At 53.2% G+C, this 21,878-nt stretch carries 17 protein-coding genes; 13 read left to right on the forward strand and 4 right to left on the reverse strand.

The genetic code is table 11. From position 1 onward, the window contains the following. Positions 1-2: 2 nt before the first annotated feature. The 6 genes from TA5113_RS11795 to TA5113_RS11820 all read left to right on the forward strand — a co-directional run bounded on the left by TA5113_RS11795 (position 3) and on the right by TA5113_RS11820 (position 10,637). Positions 3-1,025, forward strand: a complete 1,023-nt coding sequence (locus TA5113_RS11795; RefSeq protein WP_058313967.1) for a glycosyltransferase family 2 protein — start codon at positions 3-5, stop codon at positions 1,023-1,025. A 4-nt stretch (positions 1,026-1,029) separates the two neighbouring features. Next, a complete protein-coding gene (locus TA5113_RS11800) occupies positions 1,030-5,703 on the forward strand; it encodes a MupA/Atu3671 family FMN-dependent luciferase-like monooxygenase (RefSeq protein WP_245627113.1) in 4,674 nt (1,557 codons plus the stop codon). Next, a complete protein-coding gene (locus tag TA5113_RS11805) occupies positions 5,700-6,425 on the forward strand; it encodes a 4'-phosphopantetheinyl transferase family protein (protein ID WP_058316722.1) in 726 nt (241 codons plus the stop codon). The genes TA5113_RS11800 and TA5113_RS11805 overlap by 4 nt, the downstream gene beginning before the upstream one ends. 76 nt (positions 6,426-6,501) lie before the next feature. Beyond that, entirely contained in the window at positions 6,502-7,776 is a 1,275-nt protein-coding gene (locus tag TA5113_RS11810; RefSeq protein WP_058313969.1) for a GumC family protein, read from the forward strand. A gap of 553 nt (positions 7,777-8,329) precedes the next feature. Next, positions 8,330-8,995: a sugar transferase gene (locus TA5113_RS11815; RefSeq protein ID WP_058313971.1), complete on the forward strand. Its 666-nt coding sequence runs from the start codon at positions 8,330-8,332 to the stop codon at positions 8,993-8,995. 127 nt (positions 8,996-9,122) lie between these two features. Continuing rightward, positions 9,123-10,637, forward strand: coding sequence for an O-antigen ligase family protein (locus TA5113_RS11820; protein ID WP_058313972.1), 1,515 nt, complete (start codon positions 9,123-9,125; stop codon positions 10,635-10,637). Here TA5113_RS11820 and TA5113_RS11825 read toward each other — a convergent pair. Together TA5113_RS11825 and TA5113_RS11830 are read right to left on the reverse strand one after the other, a co-directional pair. After that, a complete protein-coding gene (locus TA5113_RS11825) occupies positions 10,634-11,134 on the reverse strand; it encodes a serine O-acetyltransferase (protein ID WP_058313973.1) in 501 nt (166 codons plus the stop codon). The genes TA5113_RS11820 and TA5113_RS11825 overlap by 4 nt on opposite strands. Beyond that, a complete protein-coding gene (locus tag TA5113_RS11830) occupies positions 11,127-11,903 on the reverse strand; it encodes a WecB/TagA/CpsF family glycosyltransferase (protein WP_058313974.1) in 777 nt (258 codons plus the stop codon). The genes TA5113_RS11825 and TA5113_RS11830 overlap by 8 nt, the downstream gene beginning before the upstream one ends. A gap of 188 nt (positions 11,904-12,091) precedes the next feature. Between TA5113_RS11830 and TA5113_RS11835 the strand changes: the two genes are divergently transcribed. From TA5113_RS11835 to TA5113_RS11855, 5 genes are all read left to right on the forward strand, one after another. Next, a complete protein-coding gene (locus TA5113_RS11835; protein ID WP_058313975.1) occupies positions 12,092-13,216 on the forward strand; it encodes a Gfo/Idh/MocA family protein in 1,125 nt (374 codons plus the stop codon). Continuing rightward, complete coding sequence (locus tag TA5113_RS11840) at positions 13,204-14,448, forward strand: glycosyltransferase family 4 protein (protein WP_058313976.1); 1,245 nt, start codon at positions 13,204-13,206, stop codon at positions 14,446-14,448. Before TA5113_RS11835 ends, TA5113_RS11840 begins: the two co-directional genes overlap by 13 nt. Then, entirely contained in the window at positions 14,445-15,410 is a 966-nt protein-coding gene (locus tag TA5113_RS11845) for a glycosyltransferase family 2 protein (RefSeq protein WP_058313977.1), read from the forward strand. Before TA5113_RS11840 ends, TA5113_RS11845 begins: the two co-directional genes overlap by 4 nt. Beyond that, positions 15,410-17,512, forward strand: coding sequence for an NAD-dependent epimerase/dehydratase family protein (locus tag TA5113_RS11850; RefSeq protein ID WP_058314070.1), 2,103 nt, complete (start codon positions 15,410-15,412; stop codon positions 17,510-17,512). Before TA5113_RS11845 ends, TA5113_RS11850 begins: the two co-directional genes overlap by 1 nt. Positions 17,513-17,600: 88 nt before the next feature. Further along, complete coding sequence (locus tag TA5113_RS11855) at positions 17,601-18,350, forward strand: CpsD/CapB family tyrosine-protein kinase (RefSeq protein WP_058316723.1); 750 nt, start codon at positions 17,601-17,603, stop codon at positions 18,348-18,350. A gap of 283 nt (positions 18,351-18,633) precedes the next feature. On the opposite strand, the gene TA5113_RS11860 is transcribed toward TA5113_RS11855, so the two are convergent. Then, positions 18,634-19,437, reverse strand: coding sequence for a crotonase/enoyl-CoA hydratase family protein (locus tag TA5113_RS11860; RefSeq protein WP_058313980.1), 804 nt, complete (start codon positions 19,435-19,437; stop codon positions 18,634-18,636). 119 nt (positions 19,438-19,556) lie between these two features. Here TA5113_RS11860 and TA5113_RS11865 point away from each other — a divergent pair, with 119 nt between their 5' ends. Further along, complete coding sequence (locus TA5113_RS11865; protein ID WP_058313981.1) at positions 19,557-20,612, forward strand: AraC family transcriptional regulator; 1,056 nt, start codon at positions 19,557-19,559, stop codon at positions 20,610-20,612. 73 nt (positions 20,613-20,685) lie between these two features. On the opposite strand, the gene TA5113_RS11870 is transcribed toward TA5113_RS11865, so the two are convergent. Next, the gene (locus TA5113_RS11870) at positions 20,686-21,288 is read right to left on the reverse strand and encodes a TetR/AcrR family transcriptional regulator (RefSeq protein WP_058313982.1); all 603 of its coding nucleotides are present in this window, start codon (positions 21,286-21,288) and stop codon (positions 20,686-20,688) included. Positions 21,289-21,413: 125 nt separating this feature from the next. Between TA5113_RS11870 and TA5113_RS11875 the strand changes: the two genes are divergently transcribed. Beyond that, positions 21,414-21,878: a (2Fe-2S)-binding protein gene (locus tag TA5113_RS11875; protein WP_058313983.1), complete on the forward strand. Its 465-nt coding sequence runs from the start codon at positions 21,414-21,416 to the stop codon at positions 21,876-21,878.

Genomic DNA, 21,878 nt, shown 5'->3' on the forward strand with positions numbered 1-21,878 from the left:
TGATGACCGAGAAAACGCTTCTAACCGTTATTTTGAACTACAAAACGCCCGATATGACCTTGCGGGCGGCAGAAGCCTCCGTGCGTGAAATGGACGGGTTGAATGGCAAAATTCTGATTGTGGATAATGACAGTCAGGATGGCTCATTTGAAGCGATGTCCGCAGGTGTTGCGGATAGGGGGTGGTCGGATGACCAAGTTGAGGTTCTACAATCAGGGCACAATGGCGGCTTTGGGGCGGGCAACAATTTCGGGATTCTGCAAGGTTTGCGCAAAGGCATCAAGCGTCGCGCGCCGGATTATATCTATATCCAAAACTCAGATGCATTCCCACATGATGGTGCGATAAAAACGCTCTATAACCATTTGGAAATCCATCCAAACACTGGAATGGCAGGGAGCTATATTCACGGCTCTGATGGTGAGCCGCACCTGACTGCGTTCCGCTTTCCATCCATTGCTGGCGAGCTGGAAGGAGCCGCTAAATTCGGCCCCATCTCTCGGCTTTTCAAGAATGCGGTCGTGCCGCTTCCGATCCCCGAACACACCCAGCAAGTGGACTGGGCGGCGGGGGCGTCGATGATGATCCGTCGCGAGGTGCTGGAAGATATCGGCCTTTTTGACGAAACCTTCTTTTTGTATTTCGAGGAAACCGATCTTTGTCTGCGCGCACATCGGGCAGGGTGGTCATTGGATTACGTGCGCGAGAGCGAGGTCGAACATATCGGCTCTGTGTCGACCGGCATGAAAACTTGGGACCGTATCCCGCAGTTTTGGCTGGACTCGCGCCTGCACTATTTCGTGTCAAACCACGGTGTTGGATACGCAGCGCTTGCGACGCTTGCCCATCTTGTTGGTGGCGGCTTCGCCAACTTGCGAGCCCTTCTTCAAGGGAAATCCACGGGGCAGCCCAAATATTTCCTCATTGATATGGCAAATCATGCCTTGAAAGCCGCGCTGCGCAGAAGCCTTAGGCGGCCACGGAAAGTGAATTTTCCCAACGGTTTAAGACCGTTGAAGGAGTGAGTTGATGAGTTTGGATCAGGTGAGCCCAATGCAAAAGCAATCCACAGTGATGATCGGCAACGAGTCGCTTCTGGTGGAATGCGCGAAGCTTTGGGTGGGATCTGGCCATGAAATCGCCACGATCATCACGCGCAACAGCGATATTGCGGACTGGGCGAAGTCTCAAGGTCATGCGGTGACGCTCCACGATGGAGCACTGAAAGACGTCACGCTTCCAGACGGGTTTGACTGGCTACTGAGCATCGCAAACCTGCAAATCATTCCCGCGGACCACTTGGCACAAGCGACAAAAGGTGCGGTGAATTTCCATGACGGTCCTTTGCCCGCCTATGCGGGTCTTAACGCACCGGTTTGGGCGCGTATGAATGGTGAAACCGGACACGGCATTTCATGGCATCTGATCGAAGGTGACGTGGATGAAGGGGACCTTTTGGTCCAACGCAATTTCGCAATAACGGAAAAAGACACGGCGCTCACTCTCAATACAAAATGTTTTGCAGCTGCGATTGAGAGTTTCCCCGAAGTGATCTCTGCACTCACAGCGGCACAATTGCCAAGGTTGCCGCAGGATTTGACGAACCGCTCGTACTTTGGGCTTTCGGATCGACCTGCCGCTGGTGGTCGACTGGATTTCTCTAAAACTACGACAGAGTTAGCTTCGTTGGTCCGTGCATTGGATCACGGTGCGTATTTCAACCCGCTTTGCGCCCCGAAGATTGCTGTGGGCGAAGACCTGTTTTTGCTCGCAGAAATTGGCGCTGCGGAAGGCCAAGGCGAGTCTGGTGAGGTGTTGGCGGTAGATGCAACAAGTTTGACCGTTGCCTGTGTCGATGGTGCGGTGACTTTGTCTGCATTTACAGACCTTTATGGCCAACCGGTTGATCCGTGTGATTTTGTGAAAACCGGTGAGGTGCTTTCGCAGACTGCAGATGCTGCGCACATTGATGAAGCCCTCAAACGGGTCGCACGCCATGAACCTTATTGGCGTACGGCACTGGCGAACTTTCACGCGCTTGATTTGCCGCTTGTCGGCGCAGCGAACGCGTCTGCGAAATTGGCGTTTCAGCCATTAAAGGTACCAGCGCAAACCGAGATGAAACACGTCGTTGCTGCTGCCGCTTTGTTGGCACATCGCAGTGGCGGTGAAGAAGGCGCGGGTATCGCCTATTGCCATAGCGCTCAGACCGTCGCGCCGGGCGATCTTGCGGAATGGGTTCCGTTGTCATTCGCGCCAGTCTTTGAAGATACGGTCACGGATTACGTCAAAGCTGCCGAAACAGCGCTCGATGAGATCGAAGCGAAAGATACATTCGCGCGTGATCTCGTTGCGCGGGCTCCAGACATCGATGGATTGAAGACGCCTGATCTTGCCGTTGTTTCAGGCGCTGGGATCGCGCCGGTTTCCACAGCTGCGACCAATATTATGCTCTCCGAAAACGGTGCGCAGCTTAGCTTTGACGAAGCGCGTGTTTCCAAAGAGCATGCGGACCTTCTCGCGGCTCGGTTTGAGCTGATCATTGCGGGTATCAGCAAAGAGGAAGGTCGCGTTGGCGACATTGACGCCTTACCTGATGCCGAACGTGAGAAATTGCTGAATGGCTGGATCGGCGCATCAGTTGATATTGATCCAAAAGCAACCATTCACACGGAATTTGCCAAGCAAGCGGCTGCGACCCCAGATGCGACCGCATTGGTTTTTGAACATGCCTCACTGACCTACGCGGAACTGGATGCACGGTCCAATCAATGTGCTCAGGTCCTAAAAGCACGCGGTGTTTCAACCGGTGATGTGGTCGGCGTGCATTGCCGACGTTCACTGGATTTGGTCGTGGCGTGTTTGGCCGCTATGAAAGCGGGGGCTGCCTACTTGCCGCTCGATCCCGGCTTCCCAGCGGATCGGATTGCGATCTATCTGGAAGACAGCGCCGCCCGGTTTGTGATTTCCCAAAGTGCCATTGCGTCAGACCTTCCGGAGACCGGTGCCGACATTCTGTTGATTGATGCCGAGAAATCGATTGAAGCGGCTTCCCAAGAGGCCCCTGTCGCCGAGGCGTCCGGGTCAGATCTCGCCTATCTGATTTTCACCTCCGGCTCCACCGGCCGCCCCAAGGGCGTGATGGTGGAACACACCAATGTGGTGAATTTCTTTGCGGGCATGGATGATCGCGTGAAGACTGACGGCCCCGCCACCTGGCTCGCGGTCACCAGCCTGTCCTTTGATATCTCGGTGCTCGAGCTTTTCTACACGCTGACACGCGGCCATAAGGTTGTAATTTCAGGCGACGAAAGCGCCACCCAAATTTCCGATGGGCCAGTTGGCCGTGACGGGCAGGGGATGGAGTTTAGCCTGTATTATTGGGGCAATGATGATGGTGCTGGTCGGGGCAAATATCGCCTACTTCTAGAAGGCGCTAAGTTTGCTGACGACAACGGGTTCTGCGCGATCTGGACACCGGAACGGCATTTCCATGCCTTCGGCGGGCCATATCCAAACCCATCTGTCACGGGGGCCGCTGTGGCTGGTTTTACCAAGAATATCGGTGTGCGCGCAGGCAGCTGTGTGGCACCGCTCCACCATACGGCCCGGATCGCTGAAGAATGGGCGGTCATTGATAACCTCACCGGCGGCAAAGCAGGGCTGGCCATTGCCAGCGGCTGGCAGCCGGATGATTTTGTTCTGCGCCCGGAAAACACGCCGCCACATAACAAGGTGGCGATGTTTGAACAGATCGCGGACCTGCGCAAACTCTGGCGCGGAGAGGCTGTTGCCTTCCCACGTGCGGATGGAACCACGTTTGAGGCGCTGACCCAACCGCGTCCGGTCTCATCGCAACCAGATATTTGGGTGACCACTGCGGGTAACCCCGAGACCTGGAAAGAAGCGGGCCGCAACGGCGCACATATTTTGACGCACCTTTTGGGTCAGAGCATTGATGAAGTCTCTGACAAGATTAAGCTTTACCATACTGAGTTGCGCGCAGCTGGACACAATCCTGACGACTTCAAAGTCACTTTGATGCTGCACACATTTGTGGGTGAAGATCGCGAGACCGTGCGCGAAACGGCACGTGAGCCGATGAAGAATTACCTGCGTTCGGCGGCGGGGCTTATCAAACAATATGCTTGGGCATTCCCCGCGTTTAAAAAACCGGAAGGGGTGAGCAATCCGTTTGAGCTCGACCTTGGCAGCCTGAATGATGACGAGATGGAAGGCATCCTAGAGTTCGCCTTCCTGCGGTATTTCGAGGATTCCGGCCTGTTTGGCACCGTCGATGATTGTGCCGAGCGCGTTGAGTCTTTGCAAAAGATCGGCGTCACGGAAGTGGCTTGTTTGATTGACTACGGCATTGACACGGATGTGGTGCTGGAAGGCTTACGGCCGCTGGCGCAGATTGTGAAAGCGTTCGAGGGCGGCGTTGCTGTTTCAGATAACGATGTTTCTATTGCTGGTCAGATCATCCGTTATGACGTGACCCACTTGCAATGCACACCGTCTATGGCACGGCTTTTGACGATGAATGATGAAGCTTCCACCGCACTCTCAAGGGTCAAGCATATGTTCCTTGGTGGCGAAGCGTTACCGGGTGCATTGGTGGGGCAGCTCAATACGCTGTCAGATGCAACAATCACCAACATGTATGGACCGACGGAGACCACCATTTGGTCATCCACGGCTACAACATCGTCCGAGGAAACAACCGCCAATATTGGTCAACCCGTTGCGAACACAACGCTTTACGTGGTCGATGAAGACCTCCATCCTGTTCCATTTGGTGTTCCGGGAGAGCTTTTGATTGGCGGTACGGGGGTGACCCGCGGCTATTGGAACCGCGAAGATTTGACCGCAGATCGCTTTGTGCCAGACCATTTTGCTGGCAAAGGCCGGCTCTACCGCACTGGTGATCTGGTACAGCGTCGCCTAGATGGCGCGCTCGATTTCATCGGCAGGGCGGATCATCAGGTGAAACTACGGGGATACCGTATTGAGCTTGGAGAGATCGAGAACCGCCTAGAGGCATTGAACTCGGTTAACGAGGTGGTTGTGATTACCCGCGAGGATGTGCCGGGCGATGTGCGCTTGGTGGCCTATACAACGGGGACTGCGACCGAGAGTGAGATGCGCGCGGAGCTCAATCTCCATGTTCCGTCCTATATGGTGCCAAGTCACTTTGTGCGCTTGGATGCATTGCCTCTGACGCCAAACAAAAAGATAGACCGCAAAGCCTTGCCTGCTCCGGCCAAGAGAGAAGCGCCTGAGCCGGATGCGCTGGTACCTAAGGTTGAAGCATCGACCGAGGAAACAGCTGATGTCTTGCCGCAGATTGCAGACCTTTGGTCACGTATTCTTGGCGTCGATGGCATAGGCGCATCGGACAACTTCTTCGATCTTGGCGGGCATAGTTTGCTTGCCGTGCAAGCGCATCGTGAGATGCGCGACAGCCTTGGTTTTAAAGGCGTTTCCATCACCGATATCTTCCGCTTCCCAACGTTATCTGGCATTGCCGGACGGGTCGCGGCGCTTGCTGGATCGCGTGTTGCAAAAGCAACGCCCGTCGCGGCACCAAGCGAAAAACCTGCAGCAGAAGCTGTCGAAACGACCCCTGCGGCCACGAGCCGCCAGGACGCCATGGCGAAACGCCGCGCGATGCGCGCGCGTCGCCGGGAGAAACAGTCATGACCACACAACTCCGTCGACTTTCGATGTTAGAAATGGCCGTCCGCTCGATTGTTCCAGCGGGCGCCGCCGTTGCTGTGACCTCGCCGCGCAGCGAAAGCGAGCCGCTCTGGCCCGCCGAAGAACAAGCCATCGCCAATGCGCGGCCTGCCCGTCAAAGGGAATTCACTGCAGGGCGGACTGCTGCCCGCCGTGCCTTGCTTGCTTTGGGCCGCGCACCATCGGCCATTCCAATGGGAGAAGACCGCGCACCGATTTGGCCCAGAGCCGTCGTTGGTAGCATCTCTCATGATCTCATGGCATGTGTCGCCGTTGTTGGTGAACGTGACCGATTTAAGGCGCTGGGCGTGGATATTGAGCCGAATTTGCCGCTGGAAGCCGATCTATTCAGCGAGATTTGCCGCCCTGAAGAACTTGCTTGGTTGCGCCAGTTGCCGTTTGAAAACCGGGGTGTTGTCGCACGTCGTTTCTTTTGCGCGAAGGAAGCGATTTATAAATGCCAATATGCCATCAGTCAGGAAGTATTTGATTTCCATGCGCTTTCTGTAATTTTTGATAAGCAAGGCCGGTTTGATGCACGGCTTATGAAAGACGTTGAATGTTTTGCGAAAGGCACCATGTTCTCGGGTTTGACAACTCGGTCGGGTGAGCAGCTTCTTAGCCTGTGTCATATCTCTGAGGGCGTTGAATTTGGCAGTGATTTTCCTAATTCGGTCATTGGATAAACACATTGCTCTGGCATACCCAGTGTGATGAGCAATGAATGCACCGTAGAGTGCAAGCGAATTTGAGGCAGTTGAGATGAACGGGCTATCGACATTGAACGAGATGATTGGTGCATTCTTGCGCCACATTGTGCTGCTGGCATTGATCCTCGCAATTGGCGTTGCTGCGTCTTTGTTCTATGCGGTGAGCCTGCCGCGCGAGTATGAAGCTTCTGCAGTTATCCAGATCGAACAATCTCAAGTCCAAGCGCCGAGCTTTGGCGGTTCTGCGTCAGTAAATGCGCGCACTCTGCAGCAACTGCAGATTATTGAGCAGCGTGTGATGTCTCGGGACAATCTGCTTGATATTATCGAGCGTGAGCGTCTGTTTGCCGAAATCCCGGACATGTCAGATACCGATAAAGTAACAGCGTTGCGCCTTGCCGCCGGAGTGACACGGGTCGCCGATCCAAGCCTTGCTTGGCGTCCCGACATCATTCCCACCGCTTTAAACGTGACGGCGCGTTTAGGTGATCCAGATGTTGCCGCGCGGGTGGCAAACACTCTGGTGAATAACGTGCTAGAGCAGAACCGGAAGCGCCGAGAAGATCGCGCAACTGAGACGGTTCAATTTTTTGAAAGTGAAGAAGCACGTTTAGGTGGTGCAATCGAGGCTTTAGAAGCTCGGATTGCGTCCTTCAAGCAGGAAAATGGCCGTAGCTTGGGCGAGGGGTTGAGCGCTGAGCGGGATGAACTTTTGATCCTGCGCCAAGAACGCCTGGCGATTGAGCAAGAGATCATAGAACTCAATGCCGGTAATCGGGGGTCTCGCAATAGTGTGATTGCGAACCGTTTGGCGCAATTCCAAGAGCAAGCCGCATTGTTAGATTTGGAGATCAAAACGATCAATGAGCTTATTCTCGCCGCACCGGAGGTTGAGAAAGAACTTAGCGCGCTTGAACGAGAGTTGATGAAACTGACTGATCAATATCAGGTTATCACCCGGAATCAGGCGGAAGCAGAGATGTCTTTGATGCTTCAAGCAAGCCAGCAGGGGGAGAGTTTCCGTGTGCTTGAATTGGCGGTGGCACCCGAACACCCCATTGCACCTAACCGTAAGCGCATCGCCCTTATGGGCTGCATCCTTTCTGGGCTTTTGGGGGTTGCCGCTGTCTTGTTTATGGAGCTTCGTAATCCGATCATTCGCACTGAAAATCAGCTAGAGCGCAGCCTTGGCCTGCGTGCGGTAGCTGTTATTCCGACGGTGCAGATTGCGCGTGAACGCCGGTGGCGACGTATATTCTGGACCGTAGGGCTTTTGGTGTTTGCGATCTCGATTTTTGCGGTCGCCGCAATCGTCACTGTACGCTGAATAAGCCGAAAATTCAGATATTTAAGGCAGCCACTTCGCTGCCTTTTTTATGCTGCAATTGGCAAAATCCGAATCAAAAAAATCGTATAGCGGGTGAAAGCGCTGAAGCGTGGGTAATCATTGGAACCAGTCCTTGGATCCTTCGGAAATTGAGCCAGTTGTGGAAACAGTGACTGGCGCAAATCAGGAAACATTGCCTCGAAATTTTCAGTATTGATCGCATTTGGTGTACGATCAGATATTTTTCGTGCCAAAAATGTGGCGACATTTTGTTTTCAACGGCTTGAATTTTCGAAAAATCGTTTAAATACAATGCATTAAACTTATGCGTGTGCGGCAAATTTATGGACGATTTTCAACACATTTGATATTGTCTAAAAAGAAGTTGGGTTTGTTGAATAGCCAAACAACTGAATGTCGGACGATCTGCACCGGCTGTTGATACAGCCAATCGGGGGCAACGATTTGCAGATCCTCTGAAGCCTGAGATGAGGCTCACGTGTCTGATTCAGACGCGCAGGAGGTTGTTTGCTGTTCTTAATGAGGGTTCGGAATGGCCTATTTTGAACGGCGCGCGCATGCGCCTGTGCTTGGCACAAACAGTGCAGCCCCCGCACTGTATCGGGGTTTCTTTAAGCGGGTTCTCGACCTGTTTGCGGTGGCCATCCTGCTGGTTCCCGTTTCGATCGTTGTGCTAATCGCCTCAGTTGCGATTTCCTTGAACGGCGGTTCGCCTTTCTATCGCCAGCAACGAGTCGGCAAAAATGGCCGTGAATTCTCTATGCTAAAGCTGCGCAGCATGGTGGCCGATGCGGATACGATCCTTTCGGACTACCTCGCTCAAAACCCAGAGGCGCGCGCTGAGTGGGACGAAAAACAGAAACTGCGCAATGATCCTCGCATCACATCCGTCGGCCGGTTTATTCGCAAGACATCCCTGGATGAGCTCCCTCAGCTATGGAACGTCCTAAAGGGGGATATGTCTTTGGTCGGCCCACGTCCGATGATGCCTTGCCAGCAAGAGATTTATCCTGGCCGCTGTTATTACGAGATGCGTCCTGGGATCACTGGCCTTTGGCAGGTCTCTGAGCGCAACGAGACGAGTTTTGCACAGCGGGCTTTCTACGACAGCCAATATTTGGATGAACTGAGCCTAAAATCCGATCTGTCGCTTATGATCAAAACTGTATCCGTTGTCGTGCGCGCAAACGGTCACTGAACAACGACGTCTTTGACTTTGAGCACGCCATGAAAATGGCGTGTTTTTTTGTTTTTTGTGACGTGTTCGTCAGGCAAACTATCGACACCTAAGGCAACACAAGCTCTTGAGTTAAAGACAAACACATATGCCAAATGCAATCGCATATCTCGCACTGGCCCTTTGGCCTTTGCTGATGTTCGTTTTTTTTAAACGGCTCCCGGTCGGGCGTGCGCTTATTTTGTCTTTCTTAGGCGCCTATCTTTTGCTGCCGCCCCAACCGGCAGCGTTTGATTTTCCACTGCTGCCACCGCTTAACAAAGATACGTTGCCCAATGTGGTCGCCTTGCTTTTGGTGATATTTGTCGTGCGAGAACGGGTCCAGTTCTTGCCTCGGTCCAAAGTCGGTATCGCTTTGGTGGCCGCGTTTATCTTTAGTCCAGTGTTTACGATCTTCACCAATGGAGAGCCACTTATCTTTGCCAATAACAGTCTGCGTGGCCTGTATGAACGAGATATCGTGGCGTTGATATTCACCCAAACGCTTATTTTGGTTGGCTTTGTTTTAGCGCGTCAATTCTTAGGAAACCGTGAAGGTCTGCGGGACCTCTTGTTTGTCTTTTTGGTGTCTGGGTTGATCTATTCTTTCCCAATGCTTCTGGAAGTGCGCCTAAGCCCGCAGCTGAATGTGTGGATTTATGGTTATTTTCCGCATGTGTTTGAGCAAGTGATCCGAGCAGGGGGCTATCGCGCCACCGTCTTCCTGAGTCACGGCATTTGGGCGGCCATCTTCATTATGATGGCTTTAGCGAGCGCTATTATCCTATGGCGTAACAGTCCCAAAGGCGGACGTTCCTGGTTTTTTATCGCAGCGATCTTTCTAGGCTTTGTACTGGTGTTGAACAAAACTCTGGGGCCAGTTGTTTATGCGACGCTTTTTGTGATCTTGGTGCTGTTTACCGGGTGGAAATTCCAAGCGCGGGTTGCGGTTGTGATGGCAGCACTGGTGCTCATTTATCCACTTGCCAAGTCGATCAACGCTGTGCCTGAAGAGCGCATTCTCGCTGTTGCATCGGCGGCAAGCGAGGAGCGGTCGAACTCTTTGCGTTTTCGGTTCGACAACGAAAACATCCTGTTAGACCGCGCGATGGAGAAACCGTTGTTTGGCTGGGGGACCTGGGGTCGCAACCACGTGCATGATGCATTTAGTGGTGAGATCACGACCGTCTCGGACGGACGTTGGGTGATTACGATTGGCGTTTATGGTTGGTTGGGTTTCCTAGCCGAATTTGGCCTTTTGACTCTTCCGATCTTCATGTTCGCTTATCATTCCTCTGCGAGCCAACGTGCTGATCAACAGCGCTGGCGGCAATCGGTCAGCAACGAAATTCCAGTGAAGAAGCAGTTGGAAGATCGCATCGCGCGCTATGTACCTTCGCCGATTGGGGGTTCGCTCGCGTTGTTGTTGGCGGTCAATGTCGCGGACCTCATCCCCAACGCGACGCTAACCCCGATGACGTGGCTCATTGCAGGTGCGCTTTTGGGATATGCTGAGAAAATCGCGGACAAGACCGACAATAATATGCAGGTTCGTCCGAAACCGACACTGTCGGACTCAAGCAACAGGATTGAGCTTCCCAAGGGGCCGCGTACAATTCTTTAATCAGGCTGGCGTGTGGAAATCACCTTCGCAGGGATTCCGGCGACGGTCTCGTAAGCATTTACATCTTTGGTCACTACCGCATTCGCGCCGATTACTGCGTGATCACCGATGGTGACCGGTCCAATGATTTTCGCGCCAGCACCAATATCCACATGGCCACCGATTTTACACGGGCCAGCCAGCGTAACCTGCTGAAAAATCATGGAGTTCGGACCAATCGAGCTCTCAGGGTGGATCACAATACCTGTCGGATGTGGTAAACGCAGTCCACCGGCAATTGGCATATGCAAATGGATCTCGCACTGTGTCATCACGGACCAAAATCGATGCATCAGCACCCAATATTTTGATGCAAGCTTGCCAATCAGACCGCCTCGAGTTTGAGCGACTTGGTAGCGGCGAATGGCTCGCAGGAGCTTGGGGCCGGGGTCCCAAAAACTTCGGACATTCTCGCGGCTCCAATCAGGATCTGTGGCTGACACGACGTCATCAGACATGTGGTGTTGCCTCCGTGCCGTTGAAACGCGCCCTTAGGGCCCGCGTGAAATGGCCGGGAAGGATGGCAAAACACATGGCATAGCGCGCGGCAAGGCGTCTCGGGTTTGACACAAGGCGCCACAACCACTCCATTGCGATCTGGCGCACCCATTTTGGCGCGCGTTCCTGAGACCCTGCAAGGAAATCAAGGCCAGCACCGATGCTTACAAAACCCGTGGATGCCGCAAGCTTACGTCCGCGCGCGGCCAATATCTCTTGTTTCGGAGCACCTAGCGCCAAGAAACAGAGTGACGCGCCAGAGGCTTGAACCTGTTTCAACGCTTCCTCCGCCGCGCTGCCTTGCGGATCAAAACCAAAGGCTGGGGAGAGCTTCAACACGACATTTAGATCAGGGATCTTGGACTTTAATGCGGCTTCCGCCTGTTTCAATGTTTCATCGGTCGAGCCTAAAAAAGCGACAGATAAGTTTAGGGAAGCCGCCAGCCGACACAGCGGGAGTATCAAATCTGATCCTGGTTGCAGTTTCACCGGTTGTTTTGCAAGCCATGACAACCAAACGACGGGATTGCCATCAGCAACCACCAATTCCTGAGCAAGATAGGCGTCATAAAACGCCTGATCAGAGTTCATTTTCACAAGGTGATCAAGGTTTAAGGTCGCAAGGGCAAAGCCTTGACCAGACTGGATTTTCGCAGAAACCAGGTTGGTCAATGTCACGATATCTGCAATATTTACAGATACTGGCCCATTTGCGGTGTGGTATTGCACGCACTGCTCCCTCGTTTGCCGACTTGTGTTTATCACGCTTGCCTCACAATTCCATGTTGCATGTGTTTTTTGCGTTTATTTCCGAATTGCCCGATGGCTGACGTATTCTTGTCGATTTTTGCGACCAAATAGGGGACAATTCGCGGCATAAATGCGTGTCGTTAGACAAGTAAGAGCAGGCAAGAATTATGAGGCCTTTGGCAATCATCGGCTGTGGCTATGTCGCCGATCTCTATATGAGGTCTTTGGCGACCTTTCCGCATGTGCAGATTAGCGGGGCGTTTGATCGCGATCCAGCGCGTTTGGACGCCTTTTGCGCCCATTGGGATGTGCCAAGCGTCCCTGACTTAGATGCTCTCTTGGCGTCACTGCCGGCAGGGTCAGTTGTATTGAATCTGACTAATCCCAGTAGTCATTTCGAAATCAACACGGCCTGCTTGAATGCAGGCCATCACGTCTATTCGGAAAAACCTCTAGCGGTGTCCGTCAAAGACGCAAAGGCGGTCCATCAGTTGGCCGAAGAGAAAGGGCTTCAAGCCGCTTCGGCCCCCTGCAGCGTGTTAGGAGAAACTGCGCAAACCTTGGGTAAGGCAATCCGCGATCATATCGCTGGCACTGTGCGGTTGGTTTATGCGGAACTGGATGATGGGTTTATCCCGCAAGCGCCATTTTCTGGATGGAAAAGTGAAAGTGGCGCGCCTTGGCCCGCGAAAGACGAATTTCAAGTGGGCTGCACTTTGGAACATGCAGGGTATTATTTGACGTGGCTGATTTCATGGTTTGGGCCGGTGCGCCGCGTGGTGGCGGCGTCGGCAGAAGTGGTGCCAAACAAGTCTCCAAGCGGGCAGGGCACGCCGGATGTGTCGATAGCGACCCTCTTCTTTGAAGATGGTCCAGTGGTTCGCCTTACCTGTTCAATTGTCGCGCCGCACGACCATCAGATCCGCATCATCGGTGACGACGGTGTGCTTAAGGTCAAGAAAGCATGGGATAATTCCGCGCGGGTGAAGTTTTTTAAGCGACTTATCATACGCCGTAGATTGTTGGAAAACCCTTTTGGAAAACGGATTTCAATCAAGGGTCAAACGCATCCAAAGGTCAAACCGATGGGAGCGGCGGCAATGAACTTTGCTTTGGGACCGCTTGAGCTTCTTGATGCGATTGATGCGGGTCGAGACAGCCGTTTGTCGGGTGATTTTGCTTTGCATGTGAATGAGGTCACTTTGGCGATTCAAAACGCTGGCGACGATACCGGTTCGCAAGAAATGACAACCTCCTGCAAACCCATGGAGCCGATGCCATGGGCGCGTTAAACAAAATTGCCTATCTGACAGGGGAATACCCCCGCGCTACGGACACGTTCATTCAGCGCGAGGTTGCCGCGTTACGCGCCATGGGGCGCGAGGTTGTGACCTGTTCCATTCGCCAAACAGGCGCGGAACATCACGTTGGTCCAGAGCAACGCGCGGAAACTGCGCGTACGTTTCATGTCCTAAAGGCCGCTAAGTCGCCGCTGCATCTGCTAAGTTGCCACTGGCGCTTCTTGCGACAAAACCCAGGTCGATATTTTGAGTCTTTAAGGTTGGCGCTGACCACCAACCCTGGTGGGACAAAGAATACCCTTTATCAATTGTTTTACTTTGCCGAAGCGGCGGTGCTGGGTGCACATTTGCAGGATCAAGATGTCACGCATCTGCATAATCATATCGCCAAATCCAGCTGCTCTGTTGCGATGCTGATGTCTGAAATGACCGGCATTCCGTTTAGTTTCACGCTGCATGGTCCTGACATCTTTTTTGCGCCGCAACACTGGCGATTGGATAAGAAGATTGAGAAGGCGCGATTTGTCGCCTGCATCAGCCATTTCTGCCGCTCCCAAGCTATGAGTTTTTCCACGACTGAACAATGGAACAAGCTGCATATTGTGCATTGTGGCGTGGATCCAAGTCTTTACAGTGACGCTGAAAAACTAAACAAAAACAAATTCTTATTTGTAGGTCGCTTGGCTGCCGTGAAAGGGATTCCTGTTCTGCTAGAGGCTTTGGTGGATTTGCCAAACGCGGAGCTAACCATCGTTGGTGACGGCCCGGATCGCGATGCTTTGCAGGCCAAAGCGCGGGACTTGGGTGTTTCTCAGCGCGTGGATTTTGTGGGCTACAAATCCCAATCAGATGTGGCTGAATATCTCAAAACGCATAGTGTCTTTGTGCTGCCAAGCTTCGCGGAAGGGGTTCCCGTTGTCTTGATGGAAGCGATGGCAGCAGGCCTGCCGGTGGTCACGACCAAGATTGCAGGCGTGCCTGAGCTGGTGGAAGACGGTGTGTCTGGTCGGCTGGTGTCTCCAGGGGAGGTGTCTGCACTGGCAGGCGCTCTGAAAGAGATGAGTGAAGATCCAATCCGTAATTCAGAAATGGGCGCTGCGGGCCGTGCGCAGGTGATTTCTGAATTCTCGGTTTCCAAGGAGGCCGCTTGGCTGTCAGAGCTGTTTGATGGCTACGGTGCGGGTGATCCGCCAAGCGATCTGCGGCCGGAGGCAGGGCAATGACTGGCGATATTGCCGTTGTCGCGATTGGACGCAATGAAGGGGATCGGCTGAAGGCATGCCTTGCATCCTTGGATGGGCTGCGTGTGGTCTATGTGGATTCTGGATCAACCGATGGCTCTGTTGCTTATGCAAGATTGCAAGGGGTCGAGGTGGTTGAGCTTAGCCCAGATCGCCCTTTCACAGCAGCCCGTGCGCGGCGCGAAGGGTATGAACATCTTTGCCGGGATGGCTGCCCTGAATACATCCAGTTCGTCGACGGGGATTGCGCACTTGATCCGGAGTGGCTTCCGCAAGGATTGGCTGCGTTAAATTCAAATGAAAATTACGGGATTGTCACCGGCTGGCGCCGTGAAATCCATCCCGATGAAAGCGTCTATAACGATCTTTGCCACCATGAGTGGGATCGCCCGGCGGGCGATATCCTGACCTGTGGTGGCGACATGATGGTCAGGCGGCAAGCTATTGAAGACGCTGGCCCTTTTGATGATCAAGTAATCGCTGCAGAAGATGATGAATTTTGTGTGCGCGTGCGCAAAGCAGGTTGGAAGATCCATCGCCTCCCACAAGAGATGACCCGCCACGACGCTGCGATGCTGCGTTTTGGGCAATGGTGGCAACGGGCCGTACGCTCGGGACATGGTTTTGCACAAGTCGGCTACATGCACTCACCTTATTTCGCGCGCGAACAAAAACGTGTGGCACTTTATGGCATCTTCCTACCAATCGTCTTCCTTGGCGGACTAATCTTCGCGCCTTTGATCGCGATGCTTGCCCTTGGCGCTTACGGCTACAACTTTGTTCGCATTTCCAAAGGGCTTGTGGATGAAGGCTTGCCCTTAAAACGTGCCCGCCGTTTGGCGCGGCTGATCACCCTTTCGAAAATCCCCAATGCCATTGGCATGTTTGAGTTCCACCGCCGCCGCCTGCTGGGACGCAAGATGCACATTATCGAGTATAAATGATGACAAACACTCCTATCAAAACCGCCATCATTGGCGCAGGCTATATCGCAGATTGGCACGCCGAAGCTTTGAAGGTGACCGACGGCGCACAGCTTGTTGCGGTGTGTGACCTTTCAAGATCTGCAGCAGATGCCTTTGCGGAGGCGCATGGTGTTGTGGCCTATTACGATCTTGATGAAATGCTTGCGGCGGGTGTTTGTGAGGCGGTGCATATCCTTACACCACCGAACAGCCACGCGGCACTCGCGCAGAAATGCTTGGAAGCCGGGGTGCATTGTTTGGTGGAAAAGCCGGTTGCCTTGAGCGTCGAGGATACTCAGGAAATCGTTCAAATGGCTGAAAAGTCGGGGAAAACCTTTGCGGCGGGTCATAACTTTATGGGGCTTCCGTCCTATGGCCGCTTGAAGGATGCCGTCGCCAAAGGGGATCTCGGCAAGATCACCTCGGCAGAGATCAACTGGCACTTCCCACTCGCTCCGCTGCGGTCTGGGCCCTTCGGGCTATGGTTGCTGAAAGAGCCCAAAAACTTACTTTTAGAGCTGGGGCCGCATCTATATGCATTTGCGGTGGATCTTTTTGGTCCGGTAGAGATCGAGCATCTTAGCTTGGGTAAACCGATTGAGCTGCCCGCGGACACCGATCGACCCCAAAGCTGGCGTGTCATTGCGCGGGCAGGGGATGTAGATGTGACTTTTCATATCTCGCTTGTGGAAACCTGTGACGACCGATCCATGACCGTGCGCGGCAGCACTGCCTCCGCGCGATTGGATTATGCCAACGACACTTTGATTATGCAGCGCGAGAACGCCTCAGACATCGTTCTGAACCCTTTGCGAAAACAGCTGGATCAGGTGGGGCAACACCTCAAAGAGGGGCTGGTGAATGCGACGCGTCAGGTGACCAGCCTGAACCGAAAATCGGCCTATGGTCTTAGCTTTCAAGGACTTTTTGCCGCCTTCTATAAGAGTTTGCAGGACGGAACGCCGCTGGACGCCCGTTTTGACGGCGCGGCGGCGTTGAACGTCATGCAAGGCATCGATGACACAATTGCGAAGATGCCGAAGCCGGCAGCAAAGCCTAAGCCAAAGTCGCGCCGTAAGCCCAAACCAAGCGTTTTGGTGATTGGGGGCACCGGATTTATCGGCCGTGCGCTGACACGTGAGTTGGTGGCGCAAGGCAAAGATGTGCGTGTCCTTAGTCGAGGGCAATCTGGCCCATTTGATGATATCGCCGATCATGTGGAGCTTTACTCCGCTGCCCTGTCAGACAAAGCAGCTTTGACGCAAGCGATGCAAGGTATTGAGGCGGTTTATCACCTTGGAAAATCGCTCGACACCACGTGGGAGGCCTGCCTGCAGAACGATGTCGGTGTGACCGTTGGCATCGCAGAAGCTGCGATGGAGGCCGAGGTCAGTCGTTTCATCTATACCGGCACAATCGCGTCTTATGACATGAGCAAACCTGATGAGACGATCACCGAGCACACAGGGTTTGGCGATGACATGACCGACCGGAACCTCTATGCGCGCTCTAAAGCGAAATGTGAAGAAGAGCTTCTGAAACTGCACGACTCCAAAGGCTTACCCCTTGTGATTGCCCGTCCGGGCATTGTGGTAGGTGAGGGTGGTCCGCTGCAACATTGGGGCATCGGCCGCTGGCATGGGGCCGGTGCTGTGCGTATTTGGGGGCCGGGCACGAATATTTTGCCATTTGTGTTGATCGATGATGTGGCCAAGGGGCTTGTCTTGATGATGCAAAACGAAGAAGCCGTTGGAAAATCCTTCAACCTTGTCGCAGATCCAATGATGTCTGCACGGGATTATTTTGCAGCGATCCACACGGAATTGGGCGCAAAGATCAAAGTATCTTTCGGCAACCTCAATGCTTTCTGGGCTGCGGATGCGGTGAAATACCTGTTGAAGAAACATGCTTTGCGTCGCACAGGAGCGATCCGGCCCAGCCTTGCAGACTGGAAATCTCGAGCGCATTTCTCGCCTTTTGACAACAGTTTGCCCAAAGACGTCCTTGGTTGGGCTCCGGAGAGCAATAGAGCCGTCTTCGTTCGTAAGGCTATCACAGAAGCGAATTTGCTGGGTTTCTAGATCGCAACAGGCGGCAAAAATTGAGATTTCGCCATAATTTGCCCCATATTCGCGGATAAACGGGCGGGGACGAAGAAGGAAAACCGTGATGAGTGACAAGCTAACAAAGGCCTCACAATCAGACCTCTACATGGCAATGGGCGATGAAGCCCAGGTGCTTTGGGATGAGATGCACGAGATTTCCTTGGATGAAGCACACTTGCGGGGCCAACGCATTGTGACCGCCCAAAAGACCGATCCGGTGCATAAACGGTTCGACATGTTGCGTACGCGTTTGTTGCTCGCGATGCGGGAACATGGCTGGACGCGGATTGCAGTGACCGGGGTGACCGAGGGGTGCGGCGCAAGCTTTGTTGCCGCCAACCTCGCCTTGTCGGTGGCGCGCATGGAAAGCGTGCGTACTGTCCTGTTTGATATGCACTTCACCAGCCCTAGCCTTGCGAACCTACTTGGGGTCGAGAACCCGGGGCGATTGAGTGACTATTTGTCTGGCCGTATTGCACCAGAAGAATATTTGATCCGTGCTGGTCGCTCGCTGGCACTGGGGCTGAACGATACAAAAGTCTATCACTCCTCAGAGCTGATCCAGCAGATGATGACCACGGATGTGCTTTCGGAAATGCAGGATTTGCTTTGCCCAGACATGGTGATTTTCGACCTGCCATCAGTGCTCGATAGCGATGATGTGCTTGGCTTTTTGCCAAACGTTGATGGAGTTCTGCTGGTCGTTGGCGGTGGTCAAACGTTACCAGAAGAGGTCCAGCGCGCCGAACAAGCCTTGGCAGACAAGACACAATTGCTTGGTGTCGTTCTGAATAAGGCTGAGAGTATTTTCTAGATATATATCAATATTTTATTTTGATCTTTTAAGGTTAAATTGTCGAGCTTCAGCCATGAGTCTGAAATCGAAGTAACATTCGAGATGTGGGGTCTGGTTTTACCCTTTGTGATCGGCGCAGAAATTCAAACCTATGAAACCTTAAAATCACCGATAAGTTTGTTTTGTGAAATGTTTTGGCTTTTTTTACCACCAATGTGGTCAAATTTTTTGATAAAATGAAATCAAAAGTTCAGGTCGCCACCGCGTCACCTACGCATAACTGACGCGGTTGAAGGTGTCATCAAGAGTTGGGCCTCACACGCGCTGCGGTTTTGTCGGCAAATGCCGCAAGGCGCGCTCTTGCATCCGGTTGGGTATTGACCACGCCAGCGACCACCGCTTCTGCATAGGCCGCATCAAGGGCAGACATATTTTGCATATGGCTTACTGCGGAACAGATCGCAAAATTTGTCAGTGGCAGGTTGGCCGCCGCACGTCGCGCCAGTTCAACCGCTTTGTCAAAACTTGATCCGCCCACAAGATACTGCGCCAGGCCTAAGTCGATGGCTTCTTGACCTTGGTAAACGCGTCCCGTGAGCATCATGTCGATCATGCGCGCTTTACCGATGAGGTCGGTCACGCGAATGGTTGCACCCCCGCCAGTGAAGAGGCCGCGTTGGCCTTCTGGAAGCGCAAAATAGGTGGTTTCGTCTGCAACCCGAATATGAGCGGCGCTCGCAAGCTCCAACCCGCCACCAACCACGGCGCCTTTCAACGCGGCAATCACGGGCACACCGCCGTATTCCATTTTATTGAACGCTTCGTGCCAGCGCAGGCATACATGCATGAAGTCTGCCGGGCTGCGGTCTTCGTCATGATGTTCCACCAGATCAAGGCCCGCGCAAAAATGGTCTCCGGACGCTGCAAGGACAATCGCTTGCGCGCCCGCACGGGGAGCATTGGAGAAAAGGGTCACCAGCTCTTCGATGGTTTCGAGATTCAGCGCGTTTCTTTTGTTTGGTCGGTTCAGCGTGACTATCCAGACGCCATCTTCTTCTTTTTCCAGCTCTAGGTTTTCGAAATCGTCATTTCTCACCGAAATCATTTTGCAGGCCTCCTGGCTATTTGCTTAAAATGACGTATAGGGTAGCGCTTTGCGCCGTTTAATCGCCAATATTGACAAAATATTTGCCATAACTGACAAATTGGGTTTCTCTGTGCCTCATGGAGCGTTTTTTAGACAACTCGCGCATTTCCACCGTGAGTTTTTCACTGATTGAGGATTTGCTTCGCGCCATCCAAGGGATTGCGTCTGACGAGGATTATCAGGCTTGTTTGAAGCGTGCGGGTTTATCGACGCCAGCGGATGCCAGACTAAGCCGAGTGTCGCGTGACCAGATTGTCGAGCTCTACCAAGCCGCCTCTCGTATGACTGGCGATGAGATGATGGGGCTCTGGAGCCGACCCATTCGATCAGGTGCGCTTAAACAGATTTGCACGTCTATGATTGGCGCGTCTTCACTCGGTGCTGCCATGTTCCGCATGGTGACTTTTTGGAATCTCGTTCTCGACGATTACCAATTGCATCTTGAGGCCAGAGAGGAGCTGGTGTCTTTGGCGATAAGGCCAAGAGCAGGGGTAAGCGACGATGCCGAGGTCAATCGTTTTGGGCATATGTTGCTATTGAAACTTACTCATGGTTTGGCGTCTTGGCTGTCTGGGCAAGAACTGTCGCTCGTTCGGGTCAGCTTCGTGTTTCCTCGGCCGACCTTTGCCTCGGATTACTCTGTCCTATTTCCGGTCGAAGTGGATTTTTCAAAAGACCATTCATCAATCGCGTTTGATCGCCGTTTGTGGTCGCGGTCGGTACAGCGGACCACGGCAGATCTCCATGCCTTTCTAACGCGTGCACCTCGGGATTGGATTTTCACCACGTCCCAAGATCATAATTTAACAAGGCGAATACGCGCGATTTTGCAAAGCCAAAGCTTTGATGTGACCCTAGATGACACTGCAAACGCCTTACATCTTACGCCGCGCACACTCATTCGTCATTTGCAGTCGCAAAATACGTCTTTTCAAGCCATCAAAGATGACCTGCGCCGTGATGTTGCGATTGCGAAATTGAGGGAGGGGCTTGCGGTGGAAGTTATCGCCGAGGAAACCGGTTTTTCTTCTGCCTCGACGTTCCATCGCGCGTTTAGGCGCTGGACGGGGGATGTGCCGTCATCCTTCCGGCGAGATGTAGCGCCTCGCGTAGGCACGAGCGCAAACAACTGACTTGAAAATTCAACAAGCTTTGAGCTTTGCGGTATACGATAGAGGCAATTGACGTTTTCGGCCGGGAGGGAAGTCAGACTGCGTAGCGGCTCATCATCATATCAACGCTATTTTCGACAATTCGAGCCATCTCTTCTTCAGACACAACAGGCGCACCAAACACCACGGGCCAAAAAGCCTTACCTTTGATCAGCGCTAAAAATTCATCCGCCGCGGCATTTGCATCTTCAATGCGCAGTTTGTCATCTTCGGCGGCTTTTCGAAGTAAGTTGACGAAGGCGGCTTTGAAATCTGTTTTCTCTTGGGTTTTTTCCACAAGATCTGGGCGGCGCAGAATTTCGCTCATCACAAGCCGGGTTGTCAGCATGACTTCTTCAGATGTCAGCAGCGTTCCTTCCGCACGTGCCAGGTCCAAAAGCTGTTCTCGAATATCGCGGTCCTTGTCGTAGGTCACATTCACCGTCTCAGTGAATTTGGCCAAGTGGCGCCGGATCAATTCTCGAAAGAGATTTTCTTTGCTTTCAAAGTGCTTATAGACGGTGCGCTTAGACACTTCGGCACGGGCCGAAATGCGATCCATACTCGCATTTGCAAAGCCGTTCTCCAAAAATTCCGCGGTTGCCGCCTCGACGATTTGGGAGTTTTTGACCGAGTCTTGTCCAGAGCTATCATTCATTCGCTAAGCTATAGGCGCAAACCTGCTAAAGGGTCAAATGCTGTAAACTGGCGGGTTTACAGTGTGAGCCTCTAACGCTACGGTAAACTATCAAGTTTACAGGTTCGCAGCCAGGGAGACCAAGCATGGCGATTTCACTAAAATTGAACGGAAATCCGACAACGGTGGAGGCCGAGCCGGGCACTCCGCTGTTGTGGGTGATCCGGGATGAACTGAAACTCACAGGGACAAAATTTGGGTGCGGCGTCGCGTCCTGCGGTGCCTGTACCGTGCATGTGGATGGTGAGCCGACACGCTCCTGCCAGACTTACATTGAGGATGTAGAAGGCGCTGAGATCACCACCATTGAGGCAATGGAAGACACTAAAGTTGGCGCTGCTGTGCAACAGGCTTGGGTCGAAATGGACGTTGTTCAGTGCGGCTACTGTCAGTCCGGTCAGATCATGTCTGCAGTGGGGCTTTTGACCGAAAACCCCAAACCATCGGTGGATGACATTCACGACTATATGCATGGCAATGCCTGCCGCTGCGCCACCTATCAACGTATCCGCGCTGCGATCCAGCGCGCGTCCGATATTTTGGAGGCCTAA

The organism is Cognatishimia activa (assembly GCF_001458335.1).
Classification (GTDB): domain Bacteria; phylum Pseudomonadota; class Alphaproteobacteria; order Rhodobacterales; family Rhodobacteraceae; genus Cognatishimia; species Cognatishimia activa.